At 68.7% G+C, this 25,239-nt stretch carries 20 protein-coding genes; 1 reads left to right on the forward strand and 19 read right to left on the reverse strand.

Going from position 1 to position 25,239, the window contains the following annotated elements; genetic code table 11:
- Nucleotides 1-51 precede the first annotated feature (51 nt).
- A complete protein-coding gene (locus FHS42_RS11980) occupies nucleotides 52-861 on the forward strand; it encodes a sugar phosphate isomerase/epimerase family protein (protein WP_184571929.1) in 810 nt (269 codons plus the stop codon).
- 404 nt (nucleotides 862-1,265) lie between these two features.
- Here FHS42_RS11980 and FHS42_RS11985 read toward each other — a convergent pair whose 3' ends face one another.
- The 19 genes from FHS42_RS11985 to FHS42_RS12070 form a co-directional block, all read right to left on the reverse strand.
- A complete protein-coding gene (locus tag FHS42_RS11985; protein WP_184571931.1) occupies nucleotides 1,266-1,979 on the reverse strand; it encodes a ribonuclease H family protein in 714 nt (237 codons plus the stop codon).
- 141 nt (nucleotides 1,980-2,120) lie between these two features.
- Nucleotides 2,121-2,549 (reverse strand): Dabb family protein, encoded by a 429-nt coding sequence (locus FHS42_RS11990; protein ID WP_184571933.1) that lies wholly within the window; start codon nucleotides 2,547-2,549, stop codon nucleotides 2,121-2,123.
- A 127-nt stretch (nucleotides 2,550-2,676) separates the two neighbouring features.
- Nucleotides 2,677-3,267, reverse strand: a complete 591-nt coding sequence (locus FHS42_RS11995; RefSeq protein WP_184571935.1) for a TetR/AcrR family transcriptional regulator — start codon at nucleotides 3,265-3,267, stop codon at nucleotides 2,677-2,679.
- A 290-nt stretch (nucleotides 3,268-3,557) separates the two neighbouring features.
- A complete protein-coding gene (locus tag FHS42_RS12000; RefSeq protein WP_246494590.1) occupies nucleotides 3,558-4,859 on the reverse strand; it encodes a phosphatase PAP2 family protein in 1,302 nt (433 codons plus the stop codon).
- A gap of 535 nt (nucleotides 4,860-5,394) precedes the next feature.
- Nucleotides 5,395-6,909: an FAD-binding oxidoreductase gene (locus FHS42_RS12005; protein ID WP_184571937.1), complete on the reverse strand. Its 1,515-nt coding sequence runs from the start codon at nucleotides 6,907-6,909 to the stop codon at nucleotides 5,395-5,397.
- Between the two features lie 396 nt (nucleotides 6,910-7,305).
- Entirely contained in the window at nucleotides 7,306-8,718 is a 1,413-nt protein-coding gene (locus FHS42_RS12010) for a cation:proton antiporter domain-containing protein (RefSeq protein ID WP_184571939.1), read from the reverse strand.
- Nucleotides 8,705-10,510 carry an NAD(P)/FAD-dependent oxidoreductase gene (locus FHS42_RS12015; protein WP_221476388.1) on the reverse strand — a complete coding sequence of 602 codons (1,806 nt, stop codon included), beginning with the start codon at nucleotides 10,508-10,510 and terminating at the stop codon, nucleotides 8,705-8,707. Before FHS42_RS12015 ends, FHS42_RS12010 begins: the two co-directional genes overlap by 14 nt.
- Before the next feature lie 20 nt (nucleotides 10,511-10,530).
- On the reverse strand, nucleotides 10,531-11,325 hold the full coding sequence (locus tag FHS42_RS12020) for a TauD/TfdA dioxygenase family protein (protein ID WP_184571941.1): 795 nt from the start codon (nucleotides 11,323-11,325) through the stop codon (nucleotides 10,531-10,533).
- A 282-nt stretch (nucleotides 11,326-11,607) separates the two neighbouring features.
- Entirely contained in the window at nucleotides 11,608-12,048 is a 441-nt protein-coding gene (locus tag FHS42_RS12025) for a hypothetical protein (RefSeq protein WP_184571943.1), read from the reverse strand.
- A 3,952-nt stretch (nucleotides 12,049-16,000) separates the two neighbouring features.
- A complete protein-coding gene (locus FHS42_RS12030; protein ID WP_184571945.1) occupies nucleotides 16,001-16,825 on the reverse strand; it encodes an inositol monophosphatase family protein in 825 nt (274 codons plus the stop codon).
- Nucleotides 16,822-18,048, reverse strand: coding sequence for an alpha-D-ribose 1-methylphosphonate 5-triphosphate diphosphatase (locus FHS42_RS12035; RefSeq protein ID WP_184571947.1), 1,227 nt, complete (start codon nucleotides 18,046-18,048; stop codon nucleotides 16,822-16,824). Before FHS42_RS12035 ends, FHS42_RS12030 begins: the two co-directional genes overlap by 4 nt.
- Entirely contained in the window at nucleotides 18,045-18,941 is an 897-nt protein-coding gene (locus FHS42_RS12040) for an ATP-binding cassette domain-containing protein (protein WP_184571948.1), read from the reverse strand. The genes FHS42_RS12035 and FHS42_RS12040 overlap by 4 nt, the downstream gene beginning before the upstream one ends.
- Nucleotides 18,942-18,952: 11 nt before the next feature.
- Nucleotides 18,953-19,831, reverse strand: coding sequence for an ATP-binding cassette domain-containing protein (locus FHS42_RS36190; protein ID WP_221476389.1), 879 nt, complete (start codon nucleotides 19,829-19,831; stop codon nucleotides 18,953-18,955).
- Entirely contained in the window at nucleotides 19,828-20,817 is a 990-nt protein-coding gene (locus tag FHS42_RS36195; RefSeq protein WP_221476390.1) for an alpha-D-ribose 1-methylphosphonate 5-phosphate C-P-lyase PhnJ, read from the reverse strand. Before FHS42_RS36195 ends, FHS42_RS36190 begins: the two co-directional genes overlap by 4 nt.
- Nucleotides 20,814-22,058 (reverse strand): carbon-phosphorus lyase complex subunit PhnI, encoded by a 1,245-nt coding sequence (locus FHS42_RS12050; protein WP_184571950.1) that lies wholly within the window; start codon nucleotides 22,056-22,058, stop codon nucleotides 20,814-20,816. The genes FHS42_RS36195 and FHS42_RS12050 overlap by 4 nt, the downstream gene beginning before the upstream one ends.
- A complete protein-coding gene (locus tag FHS42_RS12055; RefSeq protein ID WP_184571952.1) occupies nucleotides 22,055-23,131 on the reverse strand; it encodes a carbon-phosphorus lyase complex subunit PhnI in 1,077 nt (358 codons plus the stop codon). Before FHS42_RS12055 ends, FHS42_RS12050 begins: the two co-directional genes overlap by 4 nt.
- A 1-nt stretch (nucleotide 23,132) precedes the next feature.
- Nucleotides 23,133-23,828: a phosphonate C-P lyase system protein PhnH gene (gene phnH / locus FHS42_RS12060; protein ID WP_184571954.1), complete on the reverse strand. Its 696-nt coding sequence runs from the start codon at nucleotides 23,826-23,828 to the stop codon at nucleotides 23,133-23,135.
- Nucleotides 23,825-24,265, reverse strand: a complete 441-nt coding sequence (gene phnG / locus FHS42_RS12065; protein WP_184571956.1) for a phosphonate C-P lyase system protein PhnG — start codon at nucleotides 24,263-24,265, stop codon at nucleotides 23,825-23,827. Before phnG ends, phnH begins: the two co-directional genes overlap by 4 nt.
- Nucleotides 24,266-24,472: 207 nt before the next feature.
- Complete coding sequence (locus FHS42_RS12070) at nucleotides 24,473-25,195, reverse strand: GntR family transcriptional regulator (RefSeq protein ID WP_221476391.1); 723 nt, start codon at nucleotides 25,193-25,195, stop codon at nucleotides 24,473-24,475.
- Nucleotides 25,196-25,239: the final 44 nt, after the last annotated feature.

A 25,239-nucleotide genomic window follows, 5' to 3' on the forward strand; every position in this document is an offset into this window, starting at 1 on the left:
CGCTTCCGGAGTTCCGCAGTGAACGCTCTTTCCCGCTTCAGCATCAACCACATGACGGTGAAGCAGCTGTCGCTGCCGGCTCTCGTCGATGCGTGCACGCGCCTCGGCGTCCCGGCGGTGGGCCTGTGGCGCGAACCGGTCGCGCAGTACGGCCTGGAGGCGACGGCCGCGCTGGTCCGCGACGCCGGCCTCGCCGTCACCTCCCTGTGCCGGGGCGGCTTCCTCACCGCCCTCGACGACGGCGACCGGGCCCGCGCCTTGGCGAACAACCGCACTGCGATCGATGAGGCGGTGACGCTTGGCACGGACACATTGGTCCTGGTGTCGGGCGGCCTTCCGCCGGGCAGCCGCGACCTTGTGGCGGCGCGCGAACGGGTCGCGGACGCGCTCGTTTCCCTGGCCCCCTATGCAGCCGACCGAGGGGTCCGGCTGGCCATCGAACCCCTGCACCCGATGTTCGCCGCGGACCGCTGCGTGGTCTCCACCCTCGATCAGGCTCTTGACCTCGCGGAGCGCTTCCCCGCCCGCCAGGTCGGCGTGGTCGTGGACACGTACCACATCTGGTGGGACGACCGGGCTCCCGCAGCCGTGGCCCGTGCGGGTACCACCGGCCGTATCCATTCCTTCCAGCTCGCCGACTGGACGACTCCTCTTCCGGCCGGCGTCCTCACTGGCCGCGGCCAACTGGGCGATGGCGCCATTGACTTCCGCCACTGGCTCGCGTTGGTCGAGTCGGCGGGTTGGGCGGGTTTCATCGAAGTGGAGCTCTTCAACGAGGAGTTGTGGGCAAGAGAAGGGGCGGAAGTGCTGGCAGAGACGGCGACGCGCTTCACTGCCTGCACGCAGCCGGCCAGTAGGTAGCGATTCGGTAGGTAGCGAGTCGGCAAGTAGCGGGTCGGCAAGTAGCCGCCTCGGCAGGCGGTCCCGTTCGACGAGGCCGCCTGCGCCGAAGCAACGGCCTTCCGCACGTGTATTTCCCTCGCGGCGGCAGCGAGATCTACCGATCGCCAGCAGCGGGGGCCCGCCGGGGCCCGCCACGCCCTGGCCGCTACCGCATCCGCCGCGTCCCACCAGTTAACCGACTGGTACACCACACATGGCGTATCGATCAGCCGGACCGCCCTACCATCGCCGGCCGCCATAAATGGGCAGGTAAGAGCCCCAAGGCGATATTGTCGGATGTCGTCGTGGATCGGTCCGTCCACTGGCCGCCCGGCCCGGCCCGGCGGCCCCGCAGACGCCCGAGACCGCAGATGCCCGCGACCTTAAACGCCCGAGACCTCCGTCACCGGCGCCTCGCACCCGGGATGGCCCCAACGCGTCCCCAGCTTGGCGATCGCCTCGCCGATGGCGTACGGCTGCCCGCACGGGCAGGTGCCGCGGAACTTCGCCTTGATGGTCCGCGAGCCGTTCCCCGCCGTGGCGCGGGCCGGCCGCTTGCCTGCCGCGGCACCCGACTTTGAACGGGCCGGGGCGCTGCGCTCCGGCGCCGGCACCGGCGGCTGGGTGGCGCCGAGCGCGGTGCCGGCGGCCTGCTGGCTGATGGCCGCGTCACTCGCGGCCTGGTCGGCGATCGCGTTCAACACATCGCCGTCCACCCGGTGGGCCGGCACATAGCGGAACTCGACCTCCCGGCCCGCCAGCAGGGCATCGATCTCCTGCACGAGCTCCTGGTTGGCCACGGGTTTACCGGCCGCCGTCTTCCACCCGTTGCGCTTCCAGTTCGGCAGCCACTGCGTGACGGCCTTCATGGCGTACTGGGAGTCCATGCGCACTTCCAGGGACGTCCCGGGGGCGACCGACTCCAACAAGCGCTGTAGCGCGGTGAGTTCGCCCACGTTGTTGGTGGCACGGCCCAGCGGTCCGGACTCCCAGCGCTCGGGCCTGCCCTGCGCGTCGGCGATGACCCACGCCCAGCCGGCCGGCCCCGGATTCCCCTTGGCCGCCCCGTCACAGGCGGCGATGATGCGATCAGACATCCCTCGATCATGCCTTACCCAGCACGGCGCACGGGCCACTGGGCGACCCAAGGCCGCGACAGCGCTGCCGGCGCGGACGACGGCGCTTGTTGGCTCACACAGCACCGGCCCAGCCGGTCGAGAGCGGTGTTCTCCGGCTGCTCAGCCCTGGGGGCCGGGCCCGGCGGGCGCTGGTGCGCTGCTGCCGGTGTAGGAGGGGATGTCGGTGACGAGTTGGGTGAGGGCCGGATCGGCGGCGAAGCGGCGTGCGTGCAAGGCCGCGATCTGCTCGCCGATGTCGGGATCGTCGCTGTCGGTGGTGTCGTAGGAAACGAAGGTCTCAAGAAGGGGCAGCCCGATCCGGTCGGTGTGGGCGTGCGAGGGCGCCGTCAGATACTGCCAGTAGCCATCGAGGTCCTCGATGACGAAGACGGCACCGTACGCGAACTCGCCGCCGACGTCCCGGCCGACGATGTACTGCTTGACCGCGTCGATCGACTCGCCCTGGCGGCGCAGGCTAGCAAGCGCCTGCGCTCGCTGTTCCGCGGTGGTGGTCTCTTTGAAAACGAATCGGTTGTGGTGATAGATCACGGCTCTGCCTTCCTGTACGGGGTGGGTACGTGCACGGGCATGAGGTACGGCAGGTCGGTTTGGCGACGGGTGAACTAGGGCGAGAACAGCGCCGCTTAAGCGCCGGTCCCGGGGATAAAGGAAGCGATCACGCACGGGACCAGTAGCCGAGCAGCGCGGCCACCGCCTGGTCGGCCAGCTGTTGTGCACGGTCGAATCCGACGTCCGCGAGCGTGCCGATGCCCGCCAGGCCGTGCAGCGTGCCCCACAGCAGGTCGCTGGCGTCCTCGACGCTGACCAGCTCCACCGTGGCCTGCTCTGCCCACGTCTGGATGAGGTGCCGGGTGAAGGCGATGACGTCCGCGGCAGCCCGGTGGCGAGCAGCGGCGTCGATGATCGCGCCGGACGCCGCGCCCGACATCAGTTGGTACAGGGCTGGCTGCGATCGCACGAACTCCAGGTACGCGGTCGCTGCCAGGTGGGGGCCGTGTGCTGGCGTCCCGCCGGCTACCGCCCCCCGTAGCCGTTGCAGCAGTTCGGTGTTGCCCTGCTGCAACAGGGTGTGCAGCACCGCCTCTTTGTTCTCGAAGTGCTGGTAGATCACGGGCGCGCTGTAGCCGATCTCCGTGGCGATCCGTCGGATCGTCACCGCTGGCCAGCCCTCGGCCTCGGCTACCCGGTTCGCGACCGTCAAGATCTCGTCGAACGTTCGCCGACGCGTCTCTTCTCTACGACCCATCGAATTCCTCACGACGTTAGAAAACCTAACGTCGTTAACCATAGCCGCATCGGCAGATCCGTCAAGGGGCTCGTCGCACACACCCCCGCCACCGGCCCGACGCTCCGGGCATGTGACCCGCCGCCGACAACTGCCCCTAGCCCCGCCGCGCCGAGCGAGGGGCCAAGCGGAACGTCCGGATCAAGGACGTACTGGCTGGTTCCACGGGTTCCACGGGTACCACGGGTACCGCGGAGACAAAGACGTGCCCGCGATGTGGTGTGACTCGATACGGCTCGATAGAGCCTGACTCAGACCAGTTCGGGTTGCGGTTTTGGTTGCGGCACCGGCGCGGCCTTCGGTTCCCACAGCTTGGTGGTCCGCATGTAGCCGTGGATCACTGAGGCCATCACCACAATGACGAGCGGTCCACACACCCACCGATATTCGGCCATTTCCATCGACAGATAGCGATACGACACCAAGAGCGCGGTGAAGACCGTTGTGCCGTAGGCGACCAACTGGATTCCTGACCGGTCCCAACCGCGGTCGAACGAGCGCAGCCCTGCCTCGATCGTGAGGGCGAACACCACGCCGGCCACGAGGTCCGCGCCGTAGTGATAGCCGAATCCCAGCGTCGCGCCGAGCGTGGTGATCAGCCAGAACGTGCCGGCGAACTGCAAGACGCGGGGGCCTTTGCGGGTGTGGATGAAGATCACGGTGGCCCACGCTGTGTGCAGGCTGGGCATGCAGTTGCGCGGGGTGATCTCGTCGAACGGCATGTGCTGCGGGGTCTCGATCGGTGGCGGCGTGTCCGGCCACAGATTGGCTACCGCCCAATGCCCGCCATCGGCGCCGTAAGCGAAGATTGGTCCGACCACCGGGAAGAGCATGTAGATGCCCGGGCCCAGCAGCCCGATGAGCAAAAAGGTACGCACCAGGTGGTGACGTGGGAAGCGGCGCTCGACCGCCACGTTACGGAGCTGGTACAGCGCGACGATGACCGCTGCCACCGCAAGCTGACCGTAGACGAAGCCGAGAACACCGTCCCCGATCGAGCCGGTGGCCTTGACGATCCGGCCTACCCACCACGACGGGTTGCCCAGCGCCTGATCGGCGGTTGCCACGTACTGATCGAGCATCGCCGGGCGGGTCTTCGATGTGATGAGTAGCCAGGTATCGCCAGTCTTACGGCCGGCCACGAGCAGCAGAGCCAGCCCGACGCCCTTGAGCAGCAGGACGCGCTCCGGTCCTGTGCGGCGCGTGATGGCGATGACCCCATAGCTCAACAGCACCCACAACGCGCCGTTGCCGAAGTTCATCCTGGCGTCGGCCGCCCACCGCACCAGCAAGAACACACCGTCGATGCCGATCGCGACACCAGCGGCGATGAACCGTTGCCGCCAGCTCAGCACCACCATCATCAGCGCCATGGCGGCGTACAACAGCGGCCCCGACTTGGGGGTGAATAGCACCTCTCGCGCCTGGTTGGTGATCGGCCCCGGTACGCCGTAGCCACGCGCGGTGATCTCCAGCGCGATGAGGAATCCAAGGGCCACCACGCCCACCGCGGTCCACAGCATCGCCCGTGGCTGGCGCCACGCAGCGAACATCGTTTTGCAGTTTATTCGCGAATATATCCGCGTTGCTATAGATATCAATGGTTTGGCCGATTTGGTAGATGTTGGTTAAACAGCTCACTCTGCGCGCTGGAGCGTTTTCTCGTGATGGGCGGGCGATCAGGGCGATCGTCGTGAGTTCGGTCATGCTATCGGACCGGTGCGAGTGGGCTTCGCTGGTCACGGGCGGTGCGAAGGTCAGTCGATCCTGGGCTCGACGGTTCGCGCCTTGGGGATGACCATGGAGCTCTCGACGCCCAGCGGGCATCGAGGGCGGCACGGGTTGCCCAGTGGCCCTTCAGCATGCCCACAGGGCCGCGAACTGGCGGCCTGAATGGAGGCATTGGCAGGCCCGGCCGAGGTCTCGTGTGCCGCTGCCGTGTGGGCGACATCACCGTGGGCGATGGGGCACTGTGCGTGTGCGTACTGACGAATCCGCCTCGGTCGGCATGATCCGTACGACGCAGAAGACCGCGGCACCCGCAGTGCGCGGCCACAGCCCAAGGGGAGTCGCCGCGCACCGGTCGGGTCAGCCGGAGATGGGGCAGTAACGGCCGGGGGCTATGACGCCGTCGGGGTCGAGCGCGGCCTTGAGCCGGGCGATGGTTCCCCAGGGCGCCGTGTCCTGCTCCGTCATGAACTCCATGGCATCGATGCCGATGCGGTAGAACCGGAACCCTTCCGCGTACAACTGCCGGTGCAGGTCGTCGTTACATGCATGCGCGGACGCTGTCTGCTGGGGGTCGGTGCGGTCGAAGTAGAGGTTGATGACGGATTCGGCGTAGTCGGCGTTCATGGGGTTGATCGCGAGGGCGGGCACGATGCCGTGCTTAGCGCAGATCCGCTCCACCGTAGCCATCAGGTCACGGACGGTCGCACCCTCGACGGCGACGACTGGCATGCAGGCCAGGTAGCCGATCGTGGAGTCGTCCAGGGCGTCCAAGGTCGCTGCGTCCGGCACGGTGGTGGCGCCCGTTGCCTGGTGCAGCCCTTGGAGGAATGCGGTGGTCGGGCGCCCCGAGTGCACATCGAACATCGCGGTGATCAACGGATCGGCCTCGTCGCCCGCGGCGTCTGCCGCGGTGATCTCCCGCACCGCGGCCCCCACGGCCGCGAGGGGGCCACGGGCCTCCTGCACGGCCACCTGCACCTGGGCCTGTGTCCCATCCAGCGCCACCACTCCGGTCCAGGTGGGCACCTGGGTACTGGCGGTCATGGACAGGATGCGCTTGTCGTTGAAGAAATGCACGATCGACCGGAGTATGTCCGCGGTGAACAACGCGCCCACCGCGTCCACCACCCCCGGCAGCACCTTTTCGGAGAAGGAGAACATCAGCAGGCGCAGTTCCTCGCGCCGTGGCAGCAGATCGACCACCGCGGCGGTCACGATGCCCAAGTTGGACTGGACGAACAGCCCGTCCAGTCCAGGACCGAGGCCATGGCGGTAGTGATGCGAGTGGCGAGCGTCGGCACCAGACCATAGGCCGGTACGTATCAACTCCCCGGTGCCGAGCACTACTTCGAGGCCCCGTACCTCCTCCGCCCGGTGCCGCCGAAAGCCCGTGCCGCGCTCCAGCAAGTTGCCCATCACCGACGAATTCGGGGACGAGCCGGTCACGTTGGTGACCAGGTCGGGTGCGTGCTCGGCCAGGTGGTCGGCCAGCTGCTTTTGGGTCACACCGGGCTCCACCACGGCGAACCGGCCCCGCGCATCGACGTAACGGATGCGGTTCATGCCGGACAGGTCAAGGAGTGCGGAGCCGGGGCGGACCGGCAGCTTCGAGCCGAGGCCCCAGTTAAGCCCGGTACTGACGGGGTGGAGCGGCACCTGCTGCTCGCGTGCTACCCGTACGACATCGGGGATCTGCGCCGCCTGCGTGGGACGTAGCACGGCGGTCACATCACGTGGCGGGAAGGCGGAGGTGTTGCGCCCCACCGCGGCCAGCGCGGCCGGCGTATGCAGGACCCCCTCGGCCCCCAAAATCTCGCGCCACCCCGCGAGCGCCTTCTCCTGATCTGCTTCGTCCCGCTGGTTTGGACTCATCTGTTCCGCTCCTGATAATCGAGGGATAACACCTGCGGCACCCGGTGAAAGAACGTGGTGAGCACGAGGGCAGTGGTGAACACGAGGCCATAGGTGCCGACGGCCGCCACTCGCTCCGCTCCCCCGCTGCGGCCCCTGTGAGCACTGAGGACACTGTGGGCACTGTGGACACTGTGGGCACTTGCGAGGCCGCTGAACATTCGTACGGGAGCATCGGCCAGGGACGCCGTTCGCGTCCCGTAGGCCGTGCTCCCGCCTCCGACCGTGGCCCTGCGGTGAGCGCCACGGCCGGTCCTTCATATGGTCCCTTGGACACCGTCGTTGTTTCCGGTGACTGCGTTACTTTCCGTGACTATTGTTTTCTGTTACCGCGTAACGGCGAGGCAGTTGCCCCCGTCAGACCCGAGGGTCGGAACGCAGGGCCCAGATCAATCGGAGCCCCGGCCCGGTCATGGCGGTGGTCACGAGGGTGACGACGACGAGCACCACAAAGAGCTGCGTGTCGATCACCTCCGCTTCGTGGCCGATGCCGAGGACGACTAGTTCGGTCAGGCCACGCGTGTTCATCAAGATCCCGAGCTCCAGCGAACGGGCTCGGGAGAGCCCCGTCAGATAGCCGGCCACCCCCGCGCCGATCACCTTCGTGAGCGTGGCCAGTGTCAGCAACCCCGCCAGGAGTAGGGCGCCGTCCGCGTCCAGGGAGAGGTCCCCCAGATCGAGGGAGAGACCGAACCCCAGGAAGAAGAACGGCAGCAAGAGCCCCGCGAGGGTGGTGACGGACGACAGTGCCACCGCATCGTCGCCCTTCCCCGAGATATGCGGCCAGGCGAGGCCGAAGAGAAACGCGCCGATGAGCTGATGAATGCCGAGGAGGGCCGTCACTCCCGCCGAGGCAGCGACGCCGGCAATGCACAGGGTGCTCGTGATGACCGGCGAGTGCTTCGTGCTGCCGTCGAGCAGCCGTGCGAGCCAGATGCGAACCGGCCCAAGGAGTACGACGGCCGTTGCCACGAAGAGCAGCAGTTTCCACCACTGGCCGCCCGCGCCCTCGCCCGAGGCCAGCGCAAGAGCCGCGGTGAGCACCACCCAGCAGACCCCGTCCCCCACTGCCGCCGCGTAGAGGCTGAGCCGGCCCGTGCGGGTTTTCAGCAACCCGAGGTCGGTGAGGACTCTGGCAAGGACGGGGAAGGCCGTGACACTGAGCGAGCACCCTAGGAACAGAGCGAACGCGAGCGGGTTTTGCGTGCTTCCGCTGTGTTCCTCCCACAGCCACAGGGCCGTTGCGGTGCCGGCGGCGAACGGCACCAGGAAGGAGGCGCAGGTCACCAGGGCGAACCCCCGCTCGACGCGGGTTTGCCGAGCCTGAGCCAGTTCTTGGCCCACCCCGAACATGAAGAGGACGAGGCCGAGTTGGGCCAGGGCGTCAAGCCCCGTCACCACCTTGGCCGGGAAGATCCAGTCCGACACGTCGGGGGCCACCTGGCCGAGTACCGAGGGCCCAAGGGCCAGCCCGGCACAGATCTCCCCCATGACTCGCGGCTGGCCGATGCGGACTGCCAGCGCCCCGGCGCCGAGCGCCACCGCGAGGACCCCCGAGGCGGCGAGCAGCAGCTTGGCCGTGGTGTGGTCCACACCGTGCCCCGCCCCCGCCGCGCCCGATCCCTCGGGCGCGGCGATGAGCGCGACGACACAGATGATGGCGGGGAGCGCGACGAGTGCGGCGTAACCCAGCAGGCGCTGACGTCTGCCGCGAGGACGGTCCTCTCCCTCACTAGTGTCGGGAGTGCCTCTGGCCTCAACGAGGCTCATGCGCCCCCCTGCTCGCACCGCCCAGGTCAAGCATGCCTGCGTGCAGCAGGCGCCGCAGGAATCGCTGCCCGGCACCGTCGAGCGAACGGATCAACTCCTCCCACAAGACGGGGCCCTGGCGCAGCCGTTCGGTGATCTGGGCCGCGCCGTCCCAGGCATCGATGCCGCGCACCTGTTCGGCATCGGGCTTGCCCTTGAAGGCGAAACGATGGCACGGCACCGTCCTGCCGAGCGAGGACGGGGTGGCGTCCGCGTTGCGCATCGGGTCGTCCCAGTACGTGGAGGCGCCCTTCTGCTCTTCCTCGGTCATCATCTCGGGGATCGGCGGGACGGCCGCCTTGAAGCCGGGAACGTCGAGCCCGGGCCCCGCCGACACCTCGACGCCGGGGGCCAGTGTGACCTCGGTGCCCTCGTCAAGGTTGAGACCGTGGGCCTCGGCGTACGCCACCATGAAGGGCCCGGTGACGTCGAGGGCGTCCACTCCCTCGCCTTGGGCGAGCACCTCAAGGAGGTCGGGAGTGAAGGCGGTGTTCAACAGGGCGTGGAAGGACTGCTCGTGGGTGATGCCGAGCGAGCCCGCCTTGCCGCGGCTGTTCCAGTAGATGCTGTCGGGGTTGTCCTGCCCGATGGCGTAATACCACTGGTCGATGGAGAGCGCGAAGGTCACCGCCATGCCGTGCCACTCGACGTCGTAGTCCCGCCACAGACCCCGCACCTGCGGATCGTCCAGTGTTCCGTCCGACGTCTTGCCCAGCAGCGTGGCGGCTGCCACGGCCTGGTTGGTCGCGAAGGCCACCCCGGAGGAGAAGAGCGGGTCCACGAAGTAGGAGGCGTCGCCGAGCAGAATCCACCGCTCGTCGTAGTTCGCGAAATTGTCGTTGATCATCGAGTAGTTGGTGGCCGTGAGCACGCCGTCGGCGACGGGTTTGACGTCCTGGATCAGCTCACGCAGCTTGGGAACGTCCTTGACCGTACGGAGGAATACCTGCGGGTCGGTGAAGTCGCAGCCGTCCTGCTTGAGGATGGCCGGGTCGGTGACGATGCCGATGGAGTGCGTCACTACGCGTTCGCCATTGACGATCTTCGGCACCGGAATGTACCAACACCAACCGTCACGGAAGGCGAAGCACCCGATGGGCGACTGGTCCTTCTCGCGGAAGATGTTCCAGTCCCCGTCCAGGGTCTGGGTCTTCTTCCCGCCCAGGTAGTGCTGCCAGATGGCGATGTTGCGGTAGCCCGAGAGCCAGTTGCGCTTCTTGTTCGTGACAATGCTGTTGCGACGCCCCGAGGCGTCCACGAACCAACCGGCCCGCACCGTACGGCCGTCCTTGAGGACCACCTCGCGGGCGCTGCCGTCAGGCGTCATCGTGCAACGGGAAACGGACGCACCCTCGAAGACCTCGGCGCCGGTCTCCGCCGCGTGGTCCAGCAGGATCTTGTCGAAATCGGCGCGGTTGACGTGCACGGCCCAGCGGTGGACTCCGTCGCGGACCGTGTTGGTGTGGTCGAAGAACGCGACATGGGGCTCGTCACCGCGCCACTGGAAGATCCCGCCGAACTTCTTCACCCAGCAGTCACTCGCCATGACCTTGTCCAGTACGCCGCTCTCCTCAAGAACGGGTATGAGCGGGTGCGCGAAGGACTCCCCTATGTGCTCGCGGGGGAAGTGCTCCTTTTCCAGCACGGCGACGCTCAACCCGCCCTGCTTCATCAGGAGCGCCGCGAGGGTCGAGCCTCCGGGCCCGCCGCCCATGATGACAACGTCGTAGTACGGCTTCAGTTGCTCTGTCATGTTTTCCCCGTTCGTGGTGGTCATAAGACGTGTACGCGCCGAAGGTGCCGTGCCCCGCTCCCGGAGAAGGCGGTACGGCCATGCAGCAACGCATGGTTATCGGTGAGGACGATGTCGCCGTCCTGCCAGTCGTGGTAATAGGTGACGTCCTCGGCGTAGAGGCGCTCCTCGATGTCCTGGAAGAACTCCTCCTGCGACAGGTCGTCGGGAAGCCCCTCCACGTCCAAGAACAGCGGGCTCAGGAACCGCTCGGGATCGAGCGGTTCCGCATAGCGCACGACCGGTGCGTCGGTGTGCGGGTGCTGCTGGATCAGCGGGGCGGTGATGTGCCCGCCGTAGTGCGCCGTCTGCTCCTTGCGGTACGTGACATTCAGGCGCTCCCACACCTGTCGTGTCTCGGCCGGCAATCCGGCCAAGACGAGCCCGGTGTCACAAAAGACGGTCTGACCGCCGGCGACGGGGGCGCGCACACACTGGAAGATCTGGTGTGAGGGCACCTTCTCGGCGAAGGCGCCGTCCCAGTGATAGGGCACCGGCCCCTGGGTGAAGACGTAGTCCTTGGGGTCGTCATGCACCGCAAGGTCGAGGATCTCGCCAAAGTTCCAAGAGAGCAGCGGGCCCCAAAGCCGCGCGTACTCGGTCATCTCATCGCGCTCCCAGATGCGGAAGCCGCGCAGCACCACCACGCGATGTTCCAGCACCAGCGCCCGAGCCTCTTCCGGCGCGATCAGGCCCGGGTCGGCATTCGGAACGCGGGACTCGACGAGTGCGCCGAAGGGCTTGCCGCGCGTGAGGACCGTGTCGGGGGCGCTCATCGAGTAACCCCCTTGCCAGCCAGGCCCGGCCGGGAGGCCAGCGACTGGGAAGCCCGCGGCTGAGGGAAGTTGCCGGGACGCTCGCCCCGCTGGGCCCGCATCGACCCGGGCCGTGCGGTCCCGTGTCGGCGGTCCGGACGGGTGACATCGCTGTCGCCCCGCACTACATCAGGTTGGGAGGTGGGCCAATGTTCCTGAGTGCGAATCATGTGTATACCGATCTTTTGAGAGTGGCTGCCCTGCGGAGGGGTGGACAGCCTCAGCGCCAGGTGACAGGACGTGTCAACGTGCCTGCTCCTGTCGTCGCTTCGCTGGATCATTGTGGTACGGAATGGGCTCCCAGGGCGCCTCAACGCCTAGGCGGACGGCGCCGATGCCGGTCTGGGTCTCGCCGTTGCGTAACCGGCGCGGCAGCGTCACACCCCGGTCGGCCATGTCTGCCCGGTCGGCGGCGTGGCGCTGGTCGTCCCCGCCGTGTACGGGGTAACCGTCTCCCGTTCGCGGTGGCGTGCGCCGCGAGCGGCGTCCCGTGGCCGGCGTCGAAGCGCACGGTGATCCGTACGTCGATGGCGTTTCGCTCTCCGACAGCACGGAGCGAGGCGAGGATGTGAGCGGGGATTCGGCCGGTTCCCTGGTGACCGCGCTGCGATCCGACAGCGCCGCCGGTCCAACGGAACGTACCCGAGCCGCGGTGAGGCGGGGAGTCTCGTTTGGGAGGGTCACGGTGGTCCCCTTTCTCTCGACTACGCGGCTTTCTTTCGACTACGCGGCGGTGCTACGGACGTCCGTTGCCGGACCTTCCGAAGCACGAGCAGCCTTTCGGCACCGAAGACGTTGGCTTGCGCCCGGGCGGAAGCGGCGGATGCGACGGGGGAGGCTAGGTGGTGGGAATGGTGAGAATGGTGGGAATGATGGCCAGGTAAGCGGGTGGGAGATGCTCGGCGGTCATCGGAAGACGTCTCGCAGTCGAACGTCGCGCTTTCCCCGGTGGTCGTTGCTGCACCACCGTCTCGGGCCGTGCTCACGGGATGCCGAGAGCAGCCGCTGCTGCCGCCCGAACGGCATCGACGTCTGTGGCACGACTACGGGAGCCTGAGCGGTCAGCACGATCGGCGTCAGCAGCCAGACATCGGTCAGCACACCGCACTGCGCGCAGGAGGCGGGACCGAAGGCCAGTTGGGCCGACCCGGTACCAAGTTCGCAGTTAGGTTCCCGATCGGGACATGCGACAAAGGCAGCAGATTAATTATGAGAAGTCCCTTCCGGATTGCGCGAGGAATCCCTTCCGCATTGCCTGCCGAATACTTCGGCTATCAACAGATAGGTATCACACTACTGTGCGATGCGGATAGGTCGCCTGCCTGTTTACCGACCCTTGACGAACAGCTTGCCGGAGTACCAACAGTCGCAATACTACTCGACGGTCGAGGTAAGCCCTTGGGAGCGAAGGAGCCGGTCGATGCGCAGCCGAAGGCACACTGCTTCTGACCGCCGAGCAAATAGCGGAATTCGCCCTTCCTATTTTGCAACTGCTCACCCCTTGGACCGCTCGTAGCCCAGCCGGTCAAGCAGCAACTTACTCAGCTCCCCGTTAGCAGCTCGGCGGCGCCCGGGAGGTGGCAGCGCTCGCGTCCCTTGCGTCGATCGGCGACCAGGCGAGTGCCGCAACAGTGATCCTCGACATGGAGTCATTCTCATACGCAGCCGCCCACCCGTAAAGCAGCACACTTCCAGCCACTCAACAGACGGGCCAAAATGGCGGAATGATCATCTCCGGCTATTGACAGGGCTCCGAGCTGTTGCTGTGTCGGATGACGAAGAAGAGGAATCCACACTTCCGGCTTGAGGCAAAATCGGTCATCTCGCTGCCCGCCTCGGGTTCCGCATAGGACGGGTCACGCGTCGGGAGTGCGCGCATCGGCCCGCCACCGACGCCGCCGTGGAGCGCACCGGTCCAAGGCGTGGACAGCCCCGCAACTAGCTGCACCGCGGCAGGCCCGCACCAGCATCTGGATGCCTAGGACGCTGCCGAACAGGAATTCACCAAAAGTCCGCGACGCGGCGGTTGACGTGTACTCGACTATCGCAGCGGAGATTGGTTGGCATTTCGGCAGTTCGCCTGGCAGTGGCACCGCGCCCCGTATCTTCATCTTCGTCATAAGCGCATTGCCAGACACCGGCGGTAAAGCCCGCTCATTAGATGAGGTCTGACACGTTTACGGCGCCGGCGGCCCAATCGGCGGTGGGGAATTTACGGAGTCCCGGACTTCGTGTCGATGTCCTTGCCCCAGCACATCTGCCTGAGCGTATCCGTGTGTACAGTGCCGAGCACCATGCGCCACCCGGCCGTGGCCGCTGGGGACGCGCTTTTCGACAACGCCCCGCTCCTTTTCTCGCCGTATCTCACAGTGCGGCGCTGAGCGCGGATGAGGCAGCGCGTTGTGTGCGGGAAAACCAGCGCTGAGGCCATCTTTTGCGCGAGCGCCTCGTCCGGCAGACAGGAATGATCGAAGACGGCGCACAGCGTGGCTTATGCCTTCGTCAGCGTGGCGCCGGGCGAAGGGACGGGTCAACGTCCTCACGTTGGGCAGAAGGTGATGGACATGGGTGGGATTTCAGCCTGTCGTTGCCTGGGAACAGGATTTCCTCAAACGCACCACAGGGTAGGGGCAAGCCGTATCCCGCCGATTTCCCGCTACGCTCGCCGGGGGCAACGCGCACGGCCGGAAATGGTTCGCCCATGTCGGCCCTCACCGACGTCAAGGAAATGACGGCGGCCGGCTGGACGCCTTTTGGGCGCCGAAGGCACCCAAAGCACCGCCGGCACGATCCCCCGAGTCGCGGTCCGCCTCTCGGCACTGGTCTACGCACCACGGACCCGCTGCGGCGATCACTTTGAAGCGACCTCACTAGCGGATTCCCGGGCGAGCGACGCTGCTTGCGCTGGCATGGGCCGCCACCTTCGTGGGGACCTCAGCGGCCGGGACACCGCGCCGTTGGGGCCGCGCCCCAGCACCACGCCCCGAGACCGCGCCCCGCACCGCCCCGCACCCGGCACCGCACCCCGCCAGTCAGCCAACGCGAAGAACGGCGACGAGTCACATCGGGACCGGCCACCGGGACCAGCCATCGTGAGCGCCGCCCGGCAGCTCCTGGCAGCTCCCGGCAGTTCCCGGCTCCGCTCGACAGCTCCGATATTTCCTCAGCCCGTTGGGGGCATCGACATGGGCCGCTACCCACCCAGGGGATTGAGGCCACATTGATGGCCAGCGCTGCGGTAAGTAAGCCTCTCCCCTTAGCTTTCCCCTTAACCGCCGCTCTCTCCCGATGCCAGGACGCTCAACCGCACGGCGCCCGGCGCGGTGGGCCCGACCGGTCAACCCCCGGGTCAGCAACCGACATTCCTGCCCACGACCGTCCGACCGCATCGCCCCCTCATCCGACGCCAAGGGAAAAACGGCCGCGTTCAACTCGTCCCCATGCCTTCGGCCATCGGGACCGAGTCGTACCTGCCCGCGTCCGATCGTTACGGTCACGTTGTACATATGGCCTGCCCCGTACGCCGATGCACTCCAGGTACGGCGTATGGAAAGCGTCTGCCACCTCATCGGGAAACGGCGTTCGGGCACCGCACCCGGCTCTCACGCGATTTCGCTCACGCCATCTGTGGTGGGAGATCCCCACCCACCCGACGCCCGCCCGCGTGGCTCACGCCCGGCGATCCTCGCCGCGGCATCGTGTCGCCAACGGCTCTCCAGGTGCGAAATGCGGAGAAAATTCCGCCACCCCGTACCTGCATAGCCACAGCCCACATTCCACAACAGGCCAACTCTGCGGCGATAGAAACCCGAGCGCGTACGGGCCGAAGGTGGCCGACCAGCGGGCGATCAATCGCCTGCGGCCCACCACATAGGACCCGGGTGACGTCCGTTTCCCTGCCTTCGCCGCCCATAAGTCCCCTATAAAAGTGCAGAATTGAACGATATACACCGGCCTTCTCGGGACCCACCTACCCGCGCCCTCCGCTTTCCCGCGTACCCCGGTGACCGTTTCGCAGAGCCTCGCCTCCACACTCGCCCGAGACAACGGCACGACTCAGTCCCCACCACCGCACCAGCACGCCTAGCTCAACCGACTACCACGGCTCCAACCGGTGCTGAGCCCGATCAGATGCCAGCAAGTGATACTTCCCGTTTCCACTGACGCCAGCGACGTGAGAAGTGCGTGTTGCACCACGGACGCCTAGCGGACGTTCGTCGGGGTCTGCTGTGCACTGCCTGGGCACACGGTGTGGGAGGGCTATTACGTCACGCTCCCCACGCGTCGCGCTTCATGGCCCGAATTCCTCGGGTTACCCAGAGGATTCCCAGGCCGCGCCGAACGGCATTTCTCCGACCTCCCTTCGAGACGACCGGCGGTGCGGCGCCGTGAACAGGCAGACATACGCTGCGCAGCAGCCGGCCATCTCAGGCATACGCCGACAACCACTCGTGGTTGGCCCCACACTTTCACCATGGAAATGACGCAATGCCCCCTCATTTCGTCGGCCGCCGCGTGCTGTACGCCCTCTTCGTGCTGACGCCACATCCGCGGGCACCACTGCCACCGCCGGACCCCGCCCCAGCGCCGGCCTCAACTGGCGGGGCGAGGGCGGGGCCCGGGCCGGTCACAGACGTCAGCCCTCCCGCTGGGCCGAACGCGCCGCCTGCGATAGCACATCGACCAGTTCCCAAGCCAGCTGTGGCGTGGCCGCCACCACACCGGACCAGCGGCGGGTGAGGTCCGGGTCGAAGCAGATCGGGCGGCCGAACGCGTCCAGGACCGCACCGCCCGCGCGGGTGACCATCACCACCGCGGCGGCCAGGTCAACCAGGCGATGGGTGTCCGAGCAGGCATCGGCGAAGGCGTCCGTCGCCCCCTCGGCGACCAGGGCCGCTTCCAGGCAGCTGGTGGAGAGGATACGGACCCGGGCGGCCCGCGAGGCCGCCGCCCACCAGGCCGCGGCAGGACCGGGTTTGGCGGTGTGCGGGCGCAACATCGACAGGGCGGCACCGGTGAGTTCCGTCCGGCCCGAAGTGCGGTAGGGCGTGGGAACGTCGCGGTGGGCCCACCAGGTGCGGCCGGTGTCGAGCCAACTGGTGTACGCCTGTGTGAACTCGCCCTCGACCGCGATCGCACCGGCGAAGGCCGTCAGGGGCACACCCGCCGCCCCGTTGGCCGACCCGTCCAGTGGATCGATGACCAACGTCACCTCGCTGCCTCGGTCGAGCCAACCACTCTCCTCGGAGAGGATGTTGACCGCGTGCGGCTCCAGGGCGTGCAGCACCGCGTCCTCCACGATGCGGTCGATGCGCATGGTCGGGGTGCCATCCGCGCCCTGGGCGACGGTCTCGGCCAGGGCCGCCCGGCCATGGGTGGCGCGGGCACGGGCGTAGGCGGCGTGTGCTGCTTCGGCGGCTGCGACGAGCGCCGGGGCCGGAGTGCCGGGAGCCTGGCTCATGCCCGGCCTCCCGCGGCGGCGAGCAGTCGGGCCACGGATACCGGGGCGTCGGTGGTCTGTCGGGATTCCTCGGCGAGCAGCGACATGCGTACGGTGTGCTGGCCGCTGTCCGCCGTGACGACGATCAGGTCGGCGCGCAGACCAGGAAGCAGGGCGCCACGGTCGGCCAGCCCCGCGGTGCTGGCCGCGCCCGAGGTGATCAGGGCCACCGCGCGCGGCAGCGGTACGACGCCTTCCCTGGCCAGCCACAGGGCAGCGGCGAGCAGCGTGGTCGGCATGTAGTCGCTGGAGAGGTTATCGACCAGGCCGGCCGCGACCAGTTCCGTGGCGCTGACGTTGCCGCTGTGCGAGGACCCGCGCAGCACATTGGGGGCTCCGGCGACGACCGACATGCCTGCGGCCATCGCCGCGCGAGCGGCGGCGATGGTAGTGGGGAACTCGGCAACGGCGGCGCCGGCCTCTCGGACCCCAGCCACCTCGTCCGGGCTCTCCACGTCGTGCGCGAGTAGCCGGATGCGCCCGGCGCGCGCCTGTTCGCTGAGGTAGGCGAGGGCCACCGCGCGCTGAGGTACGCCCTGCGCGCGTGCGGAGATCTGCCGCGTCACGAGCGCTTCGGCCTCCACCGCGCCGATCTTCTCCTGGTCTTGGATCATGCGGAGATAGGAGTGGAGGTCGCGGTACTGGCCCTGGCCAGGGGTGTGGTCCTCGTAGGAGACCAGTGGCGGTACGCCGGCCACCGGCAGATCGGCCAGCGCGGTACGGAGCACCGACAAGGCGTCGGCGTCACGGGCGTCGAGGCGGTGGAGCAGCCTGTGGTCGATCAGGCTGAGGCCGGCGGCGGCCCGTTCACGGACGGCGGTGGCCAGCGCCAGGGAGCGCTCGATGGTGCGGTCTTTGCGGGCGTGGGTCTGGTAGCTGACGGCGTGGTGCATGGTGGTGACGCCGGCGGCCCGTACCCGACCTTCGAAGCTGACCACCGCGAACTCGGGCGGGAACTCCACGGTGGGTCGGGGCCGTTGCTCCCTTTCCAAGGCGTCGCTGTGGGTATCGACGATGCCCGGCATCAGCAGCGCGCCGCGCAGGTCGGCGGCCTCGGCGGGGACGGCTCCGGCAGTGGCGTCGCCGACCTCGGTGATCAGCCCGTCCTCGACGGTGACCAGCGCATCGTCAAGGACACGGTCCGGCAGTACGGCGCGAGCGTGGACGAAGACGTAGCGGCTCATCGAGCCACCTCCAGCGGCAGGTTCGAGTCACGCAGGATGTCGCTGGGCGGGCCGGCCGCAAGCACCCGGCCGCCCCCGAGCACGACGACCCGGGTGGCCAGGCGCTCGATGGCGTCGAGGTCGTGGAAGACGGACAGGACGGCGGTACCGGTCTCCTTCAAGCGGGCGATCAGGTCGAGCACGGCGGCCCGGTTGGCCGGGTCGAGCGCGGACACGGGCTCGTCCAGGAGCAGCAGCCGGGGCGGTGCGATGGTGCCGGCCGCGATGTTCACGCGCTGCTTTTGGCCGCCGGACAGGACGGTGGCGTGCATGTCCCACAGGTGCTCGGCGATGGCGACCTGGTGCAGCGCGGCTTCGGCGGCCGTACGCGCGGCGGCGCGGGTCATGCCGCGCGCGGTCCCGGCTGAGGTGACGATCTCGTGTACGGAGCGGCGCGGTTGGGGCCGCAGGAACTGGGACACGTAGCCGATCTCCTGGCCGCGTAGGTCGGCCACCTCGGCGTCGGGCAGCGCTGCCACGTCCCGCAGGTCACCGGCCGCGGTGCGGAACCAGATGCTGCCGCCGCCCGAGAGGTAGGTGCGGTAGACGCAGCGCAGCAGGGTGGACTTGCCGGCGCCTGAGGTGCCGGCAAGCGCTACGTGTTCGCCGGGGGCGACATCGAGGTCCACGCCGTGCAGCGCGTCCACGGTCCTGCCGTCGATGGTGTGCAGGGTGAAGCCTTTGCGCAGGCCGCGTACCGAGAGCACGGTGTCCGATGGCAGGTCGGTCGGCGGGTCGGCGGGCGCACGGCCGGCCTGGTGCGAGGCCGCTGGGATGGCCGTTGGGGTGAACGCTGGGGTGGGCGCTGGGCCGGTGTGTGGGGTGGTGTGTGAGGTGGTGTGTGGGGTGGTCATCGTCCTCGTCCTCATCCTCGGGCCGCCGCGACGAGCTGTTGACTGTAGGGGTGTTGAGGGTCCTCAAGGAGTTGGTCGGTCAGTCCCGACTCGACGACCCGGCCGTGCTGCATGACCAGGACGCGGCGGGTGAGGAGGTCGATGACGCCGAAGTCGTGCGAGACGACTACGGCCGCTATCCCGGTCTCCTCCAGTAGGTGGCGCAGCAGGTCCAAGACCCCGGCGGCGACGGAGGCGTCGAGTCCGGTGGTGGGCTCGTCAAGGAGCAGCACCGGCGGGTCGTTGGCGAGCGCCTTGGCGATCTGTACGCGCTGGCGCATGCCGCCGGAGAAGGTACGCACCGCGTCGTCCATGCGTCCCACCGGCACCTCGACGCGCTGGAGGAGTTCGGCGGCCCGCTGTCGGATGCTGCCGTAGTTGCGCCAGCCGATGGCGGTCAGTGGGTCCGCGATGTTGCCGCCCGCTGTGACGTCGAGGTTGAGCCCGGCGGCCGGGTCCTGGTAGACGGCGGAGATCTGCTGGAGTCGGAGCTTGCGGCGGGCGGTGGGGCTCAGGTCTCGGATGTTGACGGTGCCGTCGCCTACGCCGCGTAGGGCGATGGTTCCCGCGGTGGCCTGTTCGTCGCCGGCGATGCAGCGCATCACGGTGGACTTGCCGGAGCCCGACTCGCCGATGATGCCAAGGGCTTCGCCGGGCGCGACCTCGAAGCCAACGTCCCAGGCGGCGACGACCGCGCCGGTGGCGGGCGAGATCTCCGTACCGAAGTCGGGCCCTGTGCCGACGAGGGAGGCGGGGCCGGGGTCACCGTAGATGCGGCCGAGCCCCTCGGTCCGCAGGGCCCAGGTGGGCGGGGCGGACGTGGTGGGCGGGGCCGTGGCGGCGGTGCTCATGCGGTCTCTTCCTGATCACGTCGGGCGGGCTGGGCAGCGGGCTGGACCAGTGCGGGCGGGGCGGGCTCACTGGGCTGGGCGGCCTGGAGCGCGGTGGGCTGCACGTGCGGCACGGTGGCCGGGGCGTCACCGGCGCGACGACGGCGGCAGAAGTCGGTGTCGGAGCACGCCCAGGTGCTGAACTGGCCGTCCCTGGCGGGCTCCTGCACGATGTAGGTGTCCGCGGAGCCGCACAGCCGGCAGGCCGCACCGGGCGTGTGCTCGACCTCGAATGGCCGGTCCTCGAAGGTGAGGGGGACTACATGGGTATGCGGCGGGACGGCGAAGATCCGCTTCTCGCGGCCCGCCGACAAGATGGTGATGGCCTGCGAGCCGTTCAGCTTGGGCACGTCCCAGCGCGGGATGGGGCTGGGGGTCATGATGTAGCGGCCCTCGACCAGCACCGGATATCCGGCGGCGGCGGTGACCAGCCCGTTGTGCACGACGTCCTCGTAGAGCCGGACCCACATTTTGGCGTAGTCGGCCTCGGCGTGCATCCGGCGCTGCTCGTCCATCTCCTTGACGATGCCGGCCAGCGGCTCGGCGCCGGGCACCTGGAGGACGAGCACCTGGCCGTCGCGCAGCGGCTGTTCGGGGATGCGGTGGCGGGATTGGATGATGTCGGCCTCGCGGGTGTCGGTCTCCTCTTCGCAGCCGACGTGGTTGACCACGAGCCGGCGCAGGTTCGCGGCGTTGACTCCGGCGTCCTCGCCCTGGTCGATGACCTTGAGCCGGGATTTCTCGCTGACGAGGGAGAGAGTGACCTGGAGGCCGCCGGACCCCCAGCCGCGGGCCACCGGCATCTCCCGGGAGCCGAAGGGCACTTGGTAGCCGGGGATGGCGATGCCGCTCAGGACGGCGCGGCGGATTTCGCGCTTGGAGAGTTCGTCGAAGATGCCGGGGGCGGGCGGCGGGCCGGCGAGTTCGGTGGTCAGATGCGTGGTCATACGGTGTCTCCGGAGTCGGGGGCGGCCTCGCGGGCGGCGTGGGCACGTTCGATGACCGACCGGTACTCGACGTGGTGGGGCAGCTTGAGGTGTTGTACGTAGCCGGTGGAGTCCAGGCCGTCGAGCGTGAGCAGGACGTCGTGTTGCAGGTCTGCGGCCCCCTCGTGGTGGGCGAGCAGCAGATCGAGGCCAGCCATCGAGATGGCTTTGCGTTCGTTGTGGCCGAAGCAGATGCCGTAGCCGACGTCGAGGTTTGTGGGCAGTCCGCTCTCACGGGTCAGGCTGTGAAAGGTCTGCACCTCGCTGACCCGGACCTCCGCCACCGTGACCGGGCGGCCGGTGTGCGGGTGCTCGACTCGTACGGGCAGGGCCCCGTGGCGCAACTCGCCCGGAACCTCGTGCTCGGCGGGACGCCAGTCAGAGCCGTACCACAGGTGCAGCAGCGAGCCGGTGTCGGCGCGGGCCATCGTCTGCAACCAGGCGGAGCGGGGAGCGCCGGGACGGATTGGCTGTCGGGTGATGTCACAGGGCTCGGGGTCCCCGTCAGCGGCACCGCTCGGCGGGGCCACGAGGCCCATCTCCCGAAAGACGGCCAGGACATGGGCGGGCGTACGCTCCACCTCGCCCGCGCCAGGGGGCTGGGGCGCCGCGGGCGCCGATGAGGGTACGGGCACAGGCTCGGGTCCGGGCTGGCCGGGACGATGTGGGTGACGATGAGCGGGCGTAGGCCCCGGCCCGTGGGTGTGAGCGTGAGCGTGGGCGTGAGCGAAGTCGTGGGAGTGCGAAGGCCCGTGCTGGGCGGCTGCCGCCTGGGCCGCGCGGGCGCGGCCCTCCTCCTCCGGCAACAGGTCGAGCAGTCGGCCCACATAGTCCATGGTCTTGCCGAGGATCTGGCCACCGGGCGGGTTACGGAACGCCGAGCTGATACGCCGCACCACCCGCAGCTCCCCCGTGGAGACCGCCGGGGTGATGCCGAGGCGGGGCAGGGTGGAGCGGTGGGCCCGCAACAACTGCGCCGCCTCCAACACATCCCCCTGCGCCTGCCGAAACGCACGCGCCGCCAACTCCGGCGCCCACAAACCCCCCTCCCCCATCACCCGATCCACCGCAGCCGACAACCGCTCAGTGATCTGCCCCAACTCCAACCAACCGCTACCACCACCAAAACGCGCCTCCGCCACCAACCGCTCCGCCGCCACAATGGCCTCCTGGCCACCGCCCGGAGCGCGCACCGGGCTCACCGTGCGCCTCCTGCCGCGGCGCGTACCGCCTGGACCCGCTCCATCGTCGAGCGGAAGTCCACGTAGTGCGGCAGCTTGAGGTGTTCGAGGAAGCCGGACGCCTCGGGGCCGTCCAGGGCAATCAGCACCTTTTGCTCCAGTCGATCGGTGTGCGGGTCGCGATGCACCAGGAGGTCGAGGCCGGCCATCGCCAGCGCCTTCGGCTCGTTTTCGCCGAAGCACAGCCCGTATCCGGTGTCGAAGCGGGTGCCGTCCGTACGCGGACGCCCGGTGGGCCGGACCGTACGGGCCTCGGTCACCCGAGCGGCGGCAACCACCACGGGACGGCCGGTGTGCGGGTGGCGGACCCGCAACGGCAGCCGGCCGCGCCGCAGTTCGAGGGGAATCTCGGGGCCGTCGTGGCGAGGCGCACGCGAGCACATGTACCAAAGGTGGGTCAGCGACCCCGTTTCGGCTCGGGCCATGGCACTCAGCCGTGCCGAACGCGGGGCGCCGGGCCGCGCGGGGGCGCGGGTGATGTCGTACGGGTCGGGGTCGGTGGTGACCCGCCGATCGGCCAGCAGGCCCTCGGCGCGCAACGCCGCGTCGGGCTCGATGGCGTCGTGGGTGCGCGGGGACGCGGTCGCTGCGCCACGGCCGCTGCGTGCGGGACGCTGCGTACGCAACTGTTCATCGGGGGTGAGGTCGAGCACTCGGGGGGTGTAGTCGGTGGTACGGCCGAGGAGTTGCCCGCCGGGTGGCTGTCGAACAGCGGGGCTGATACGCCGTACGGCGCGCAGGTCACGGGTACCGACAGGCAGGCCGTAGCCGAGTCGGGGCAGGGTGGAGCGGTGGGCCCGCAACAACTGCGCCGCCTCCAACACATCCCCCTGCGCCTGCCGAAACGCACGCGCCGCCAACTCCGGCGCCCACAAACCCCCCTCCCCCATCACCCGATCCACCGCAGCCGACAACCGCTCAGTAATCTGCCCCAACTCCAACCAACCGCTACCACCACCAAAACGCGCCTCCGCCACCAACCGCTCCGCCGCCACAATGGCCTCCTGGCCACCGCGCACTCCGGCGTAACCCATGTCAGGCTCCTTCCAGGACGCGGACCCGGGTGGTGCGCGGCAGTCCGGCGACGGAGCCGTCCCGGGCGCAGAGGAAGACATCGATGCCACGGGGATAGTCGGCGTTGGCTTCGCTGAGGGCCTGCACGGTGGTGGCGGACAGACCGCGCACAGCGAGCCGGTTCTCATCCGCGATGCCGGGGCCGGTCAGGCTCAGCAGTACGGCATCCCCCTCCGCGCCGTCCCGGTCATCTGCGCCATGGACGCCACCCGCCAGAGCGCCATCAGTGAGGGTGTCCACCTGGGCGAACACGCGGGCGCCGGTCTCGGGGTCGAGTGGCTCCCCCCGGTGCAGCACGCCCACGTCCTCGACGGTGAGGGGCCGTAGGGCTACGACACAACGGGCAGCCGCCGCAGTGGTGTTCAGGGCTCCCGTGGCGGTGTACACGGCCTGCGCCCAGGCGGCGTCCTCGGACCCGTCCGCGGCCAGCACATGCAGCGCGACCTCCACATCGGCAAGCCCGCAGGCCGCGACCGCGGCGACGGGCGCGCCGGCCGCGGTGCGCAACGCGCCGATCCTGCCCGGTCGGGCGAGTACGTCAAGCAGCACGGTGAAGTCCCGTTGGGACTCCTGCGGGCTGCGGCGCAGCGCGCGGGCTCGCGCTCCGGCCTGCGGCACGGGTGCGGCGGGCGCGGACAGCACGGGGGACTCGGTCACGTCAGCTCCTCGAAGTTCACGGTGGTGGCCGTGACGTCGGCCCACTCGGCGGCGTCCTCGGCCGCCCGGCGCTCGGCGATGGCGGCGCACAGGGAATCGATGTCGGTACGGGCCGGAAGCCCGGCGGCGGCCACCGCGTCCAGCAGGGCCCCCGCGAGTGCGGCGACCCGGTCGTCCCCCTCGCGCATGCACCAGCCGGGCACTCCATCGACCTCAACCGAGCACTCGGTCACCAGAACTTCGCCCAGGTAGAAGCGGGTCTCCTCGACGGGCTCACGCACCTGGAGGACGACCATGCCGACCTCCGGGGGCTTCACCACGGTGGGCCGGGGAAAGGCCCCTTCGGTGAGCAGGCGTTCGGCGAGGGGCACGATCTCATCGTGTTCGGCCGCGGCGAGCAGTTCGCAACGCCGTTCCCGAGTCAGCGTGTCGGGCACGCCATTCTCCTTTCATGCGGTTCATGCGGTTCATGCGGTTCGCGTGATCCATGTGATTTGCGGTGTCTATGCGAGCCGTGTGGTTTGCGCGGCGAGTGTGTTGGTTGGCTCAGGTGCTGGGCGCCCGCGGGGCGCCTTCGGGGCGCGGCCCGCTCGTGGGGCGGCCGACGGGTCCCGTGACCGACCGGTCACCGGCATGGCCAACGGTCATTTCCACGGCCCGTCGAGCTCGACGATGATGCGCGTGGAGTCGGGGCGGCTCCAGGTGCTGCTGCACATCACGGGCCGGCCCGTGTCCCCGTCCCTGCTCAGGCTCTCGATCAGCCAGACGGGTCGGGTGTGGTCGCTCTCCAGGCCAACGGCGACCTCCGGCGTCGGCAGTGAGTAACTGACCCGGCACCAGGCCCGTACCGGACTCACCCCACACATCTGCCGCAGGATGCTGTCCAGCGATTCGACGGCATGCACGGCCGCGTCCAACTCGGGCAGCAAATCGAGCGGTATCCACTCCTGCGCCCAGCCACTGAGCAGTCCGTCGATATAGGACTGCCGGACGAGCAGATGCGCCTCGCTGCCCTCGGGCTGTTCCAGCCGGGCGGCCAGCTCCCCGCGCAACGCCACTCGGCGGACATCGCATACGACGGTGCGGGGCGTGCCCCCGGCCTCGCGTACGGTCTGGTGCATCGACGGCGCCTTGCGTTGGGAGAGTACGTAGTCGATGCGGCGGTTCACGAAGGTCCCGGCGCCGCGGACCCGGCGGACCAGCAACCGGCCCTCCAACTCCTGCACCGCGGCCCGCGCCGCCGCCCGGCTCACTGCGAAGCGGGCGGCGATCTCGTGCTCACTGGAGACCCGGGCGCCGGCTGGTTGGTCGGCGATCTCCGCGGCGAGCACATCGGCTATCTCTGCGTACCGGCTTTTTTTGGCCACGTCATGCATCCTGCGAGAGCGACTTGTCCGTACAAGCGCCCGCA

It is taken from the genome of Streptomyces zagrosensis, from assembly GCF_014203645.1.
In the GTDB taxonomy this organism is placed as follows: domain Bacteria; phylum Actinomycetota; class Actinomycetes; order Streptomycetales; family Streptomycetaceae; genus Streptomyces; species Streptomyces zagrosensis.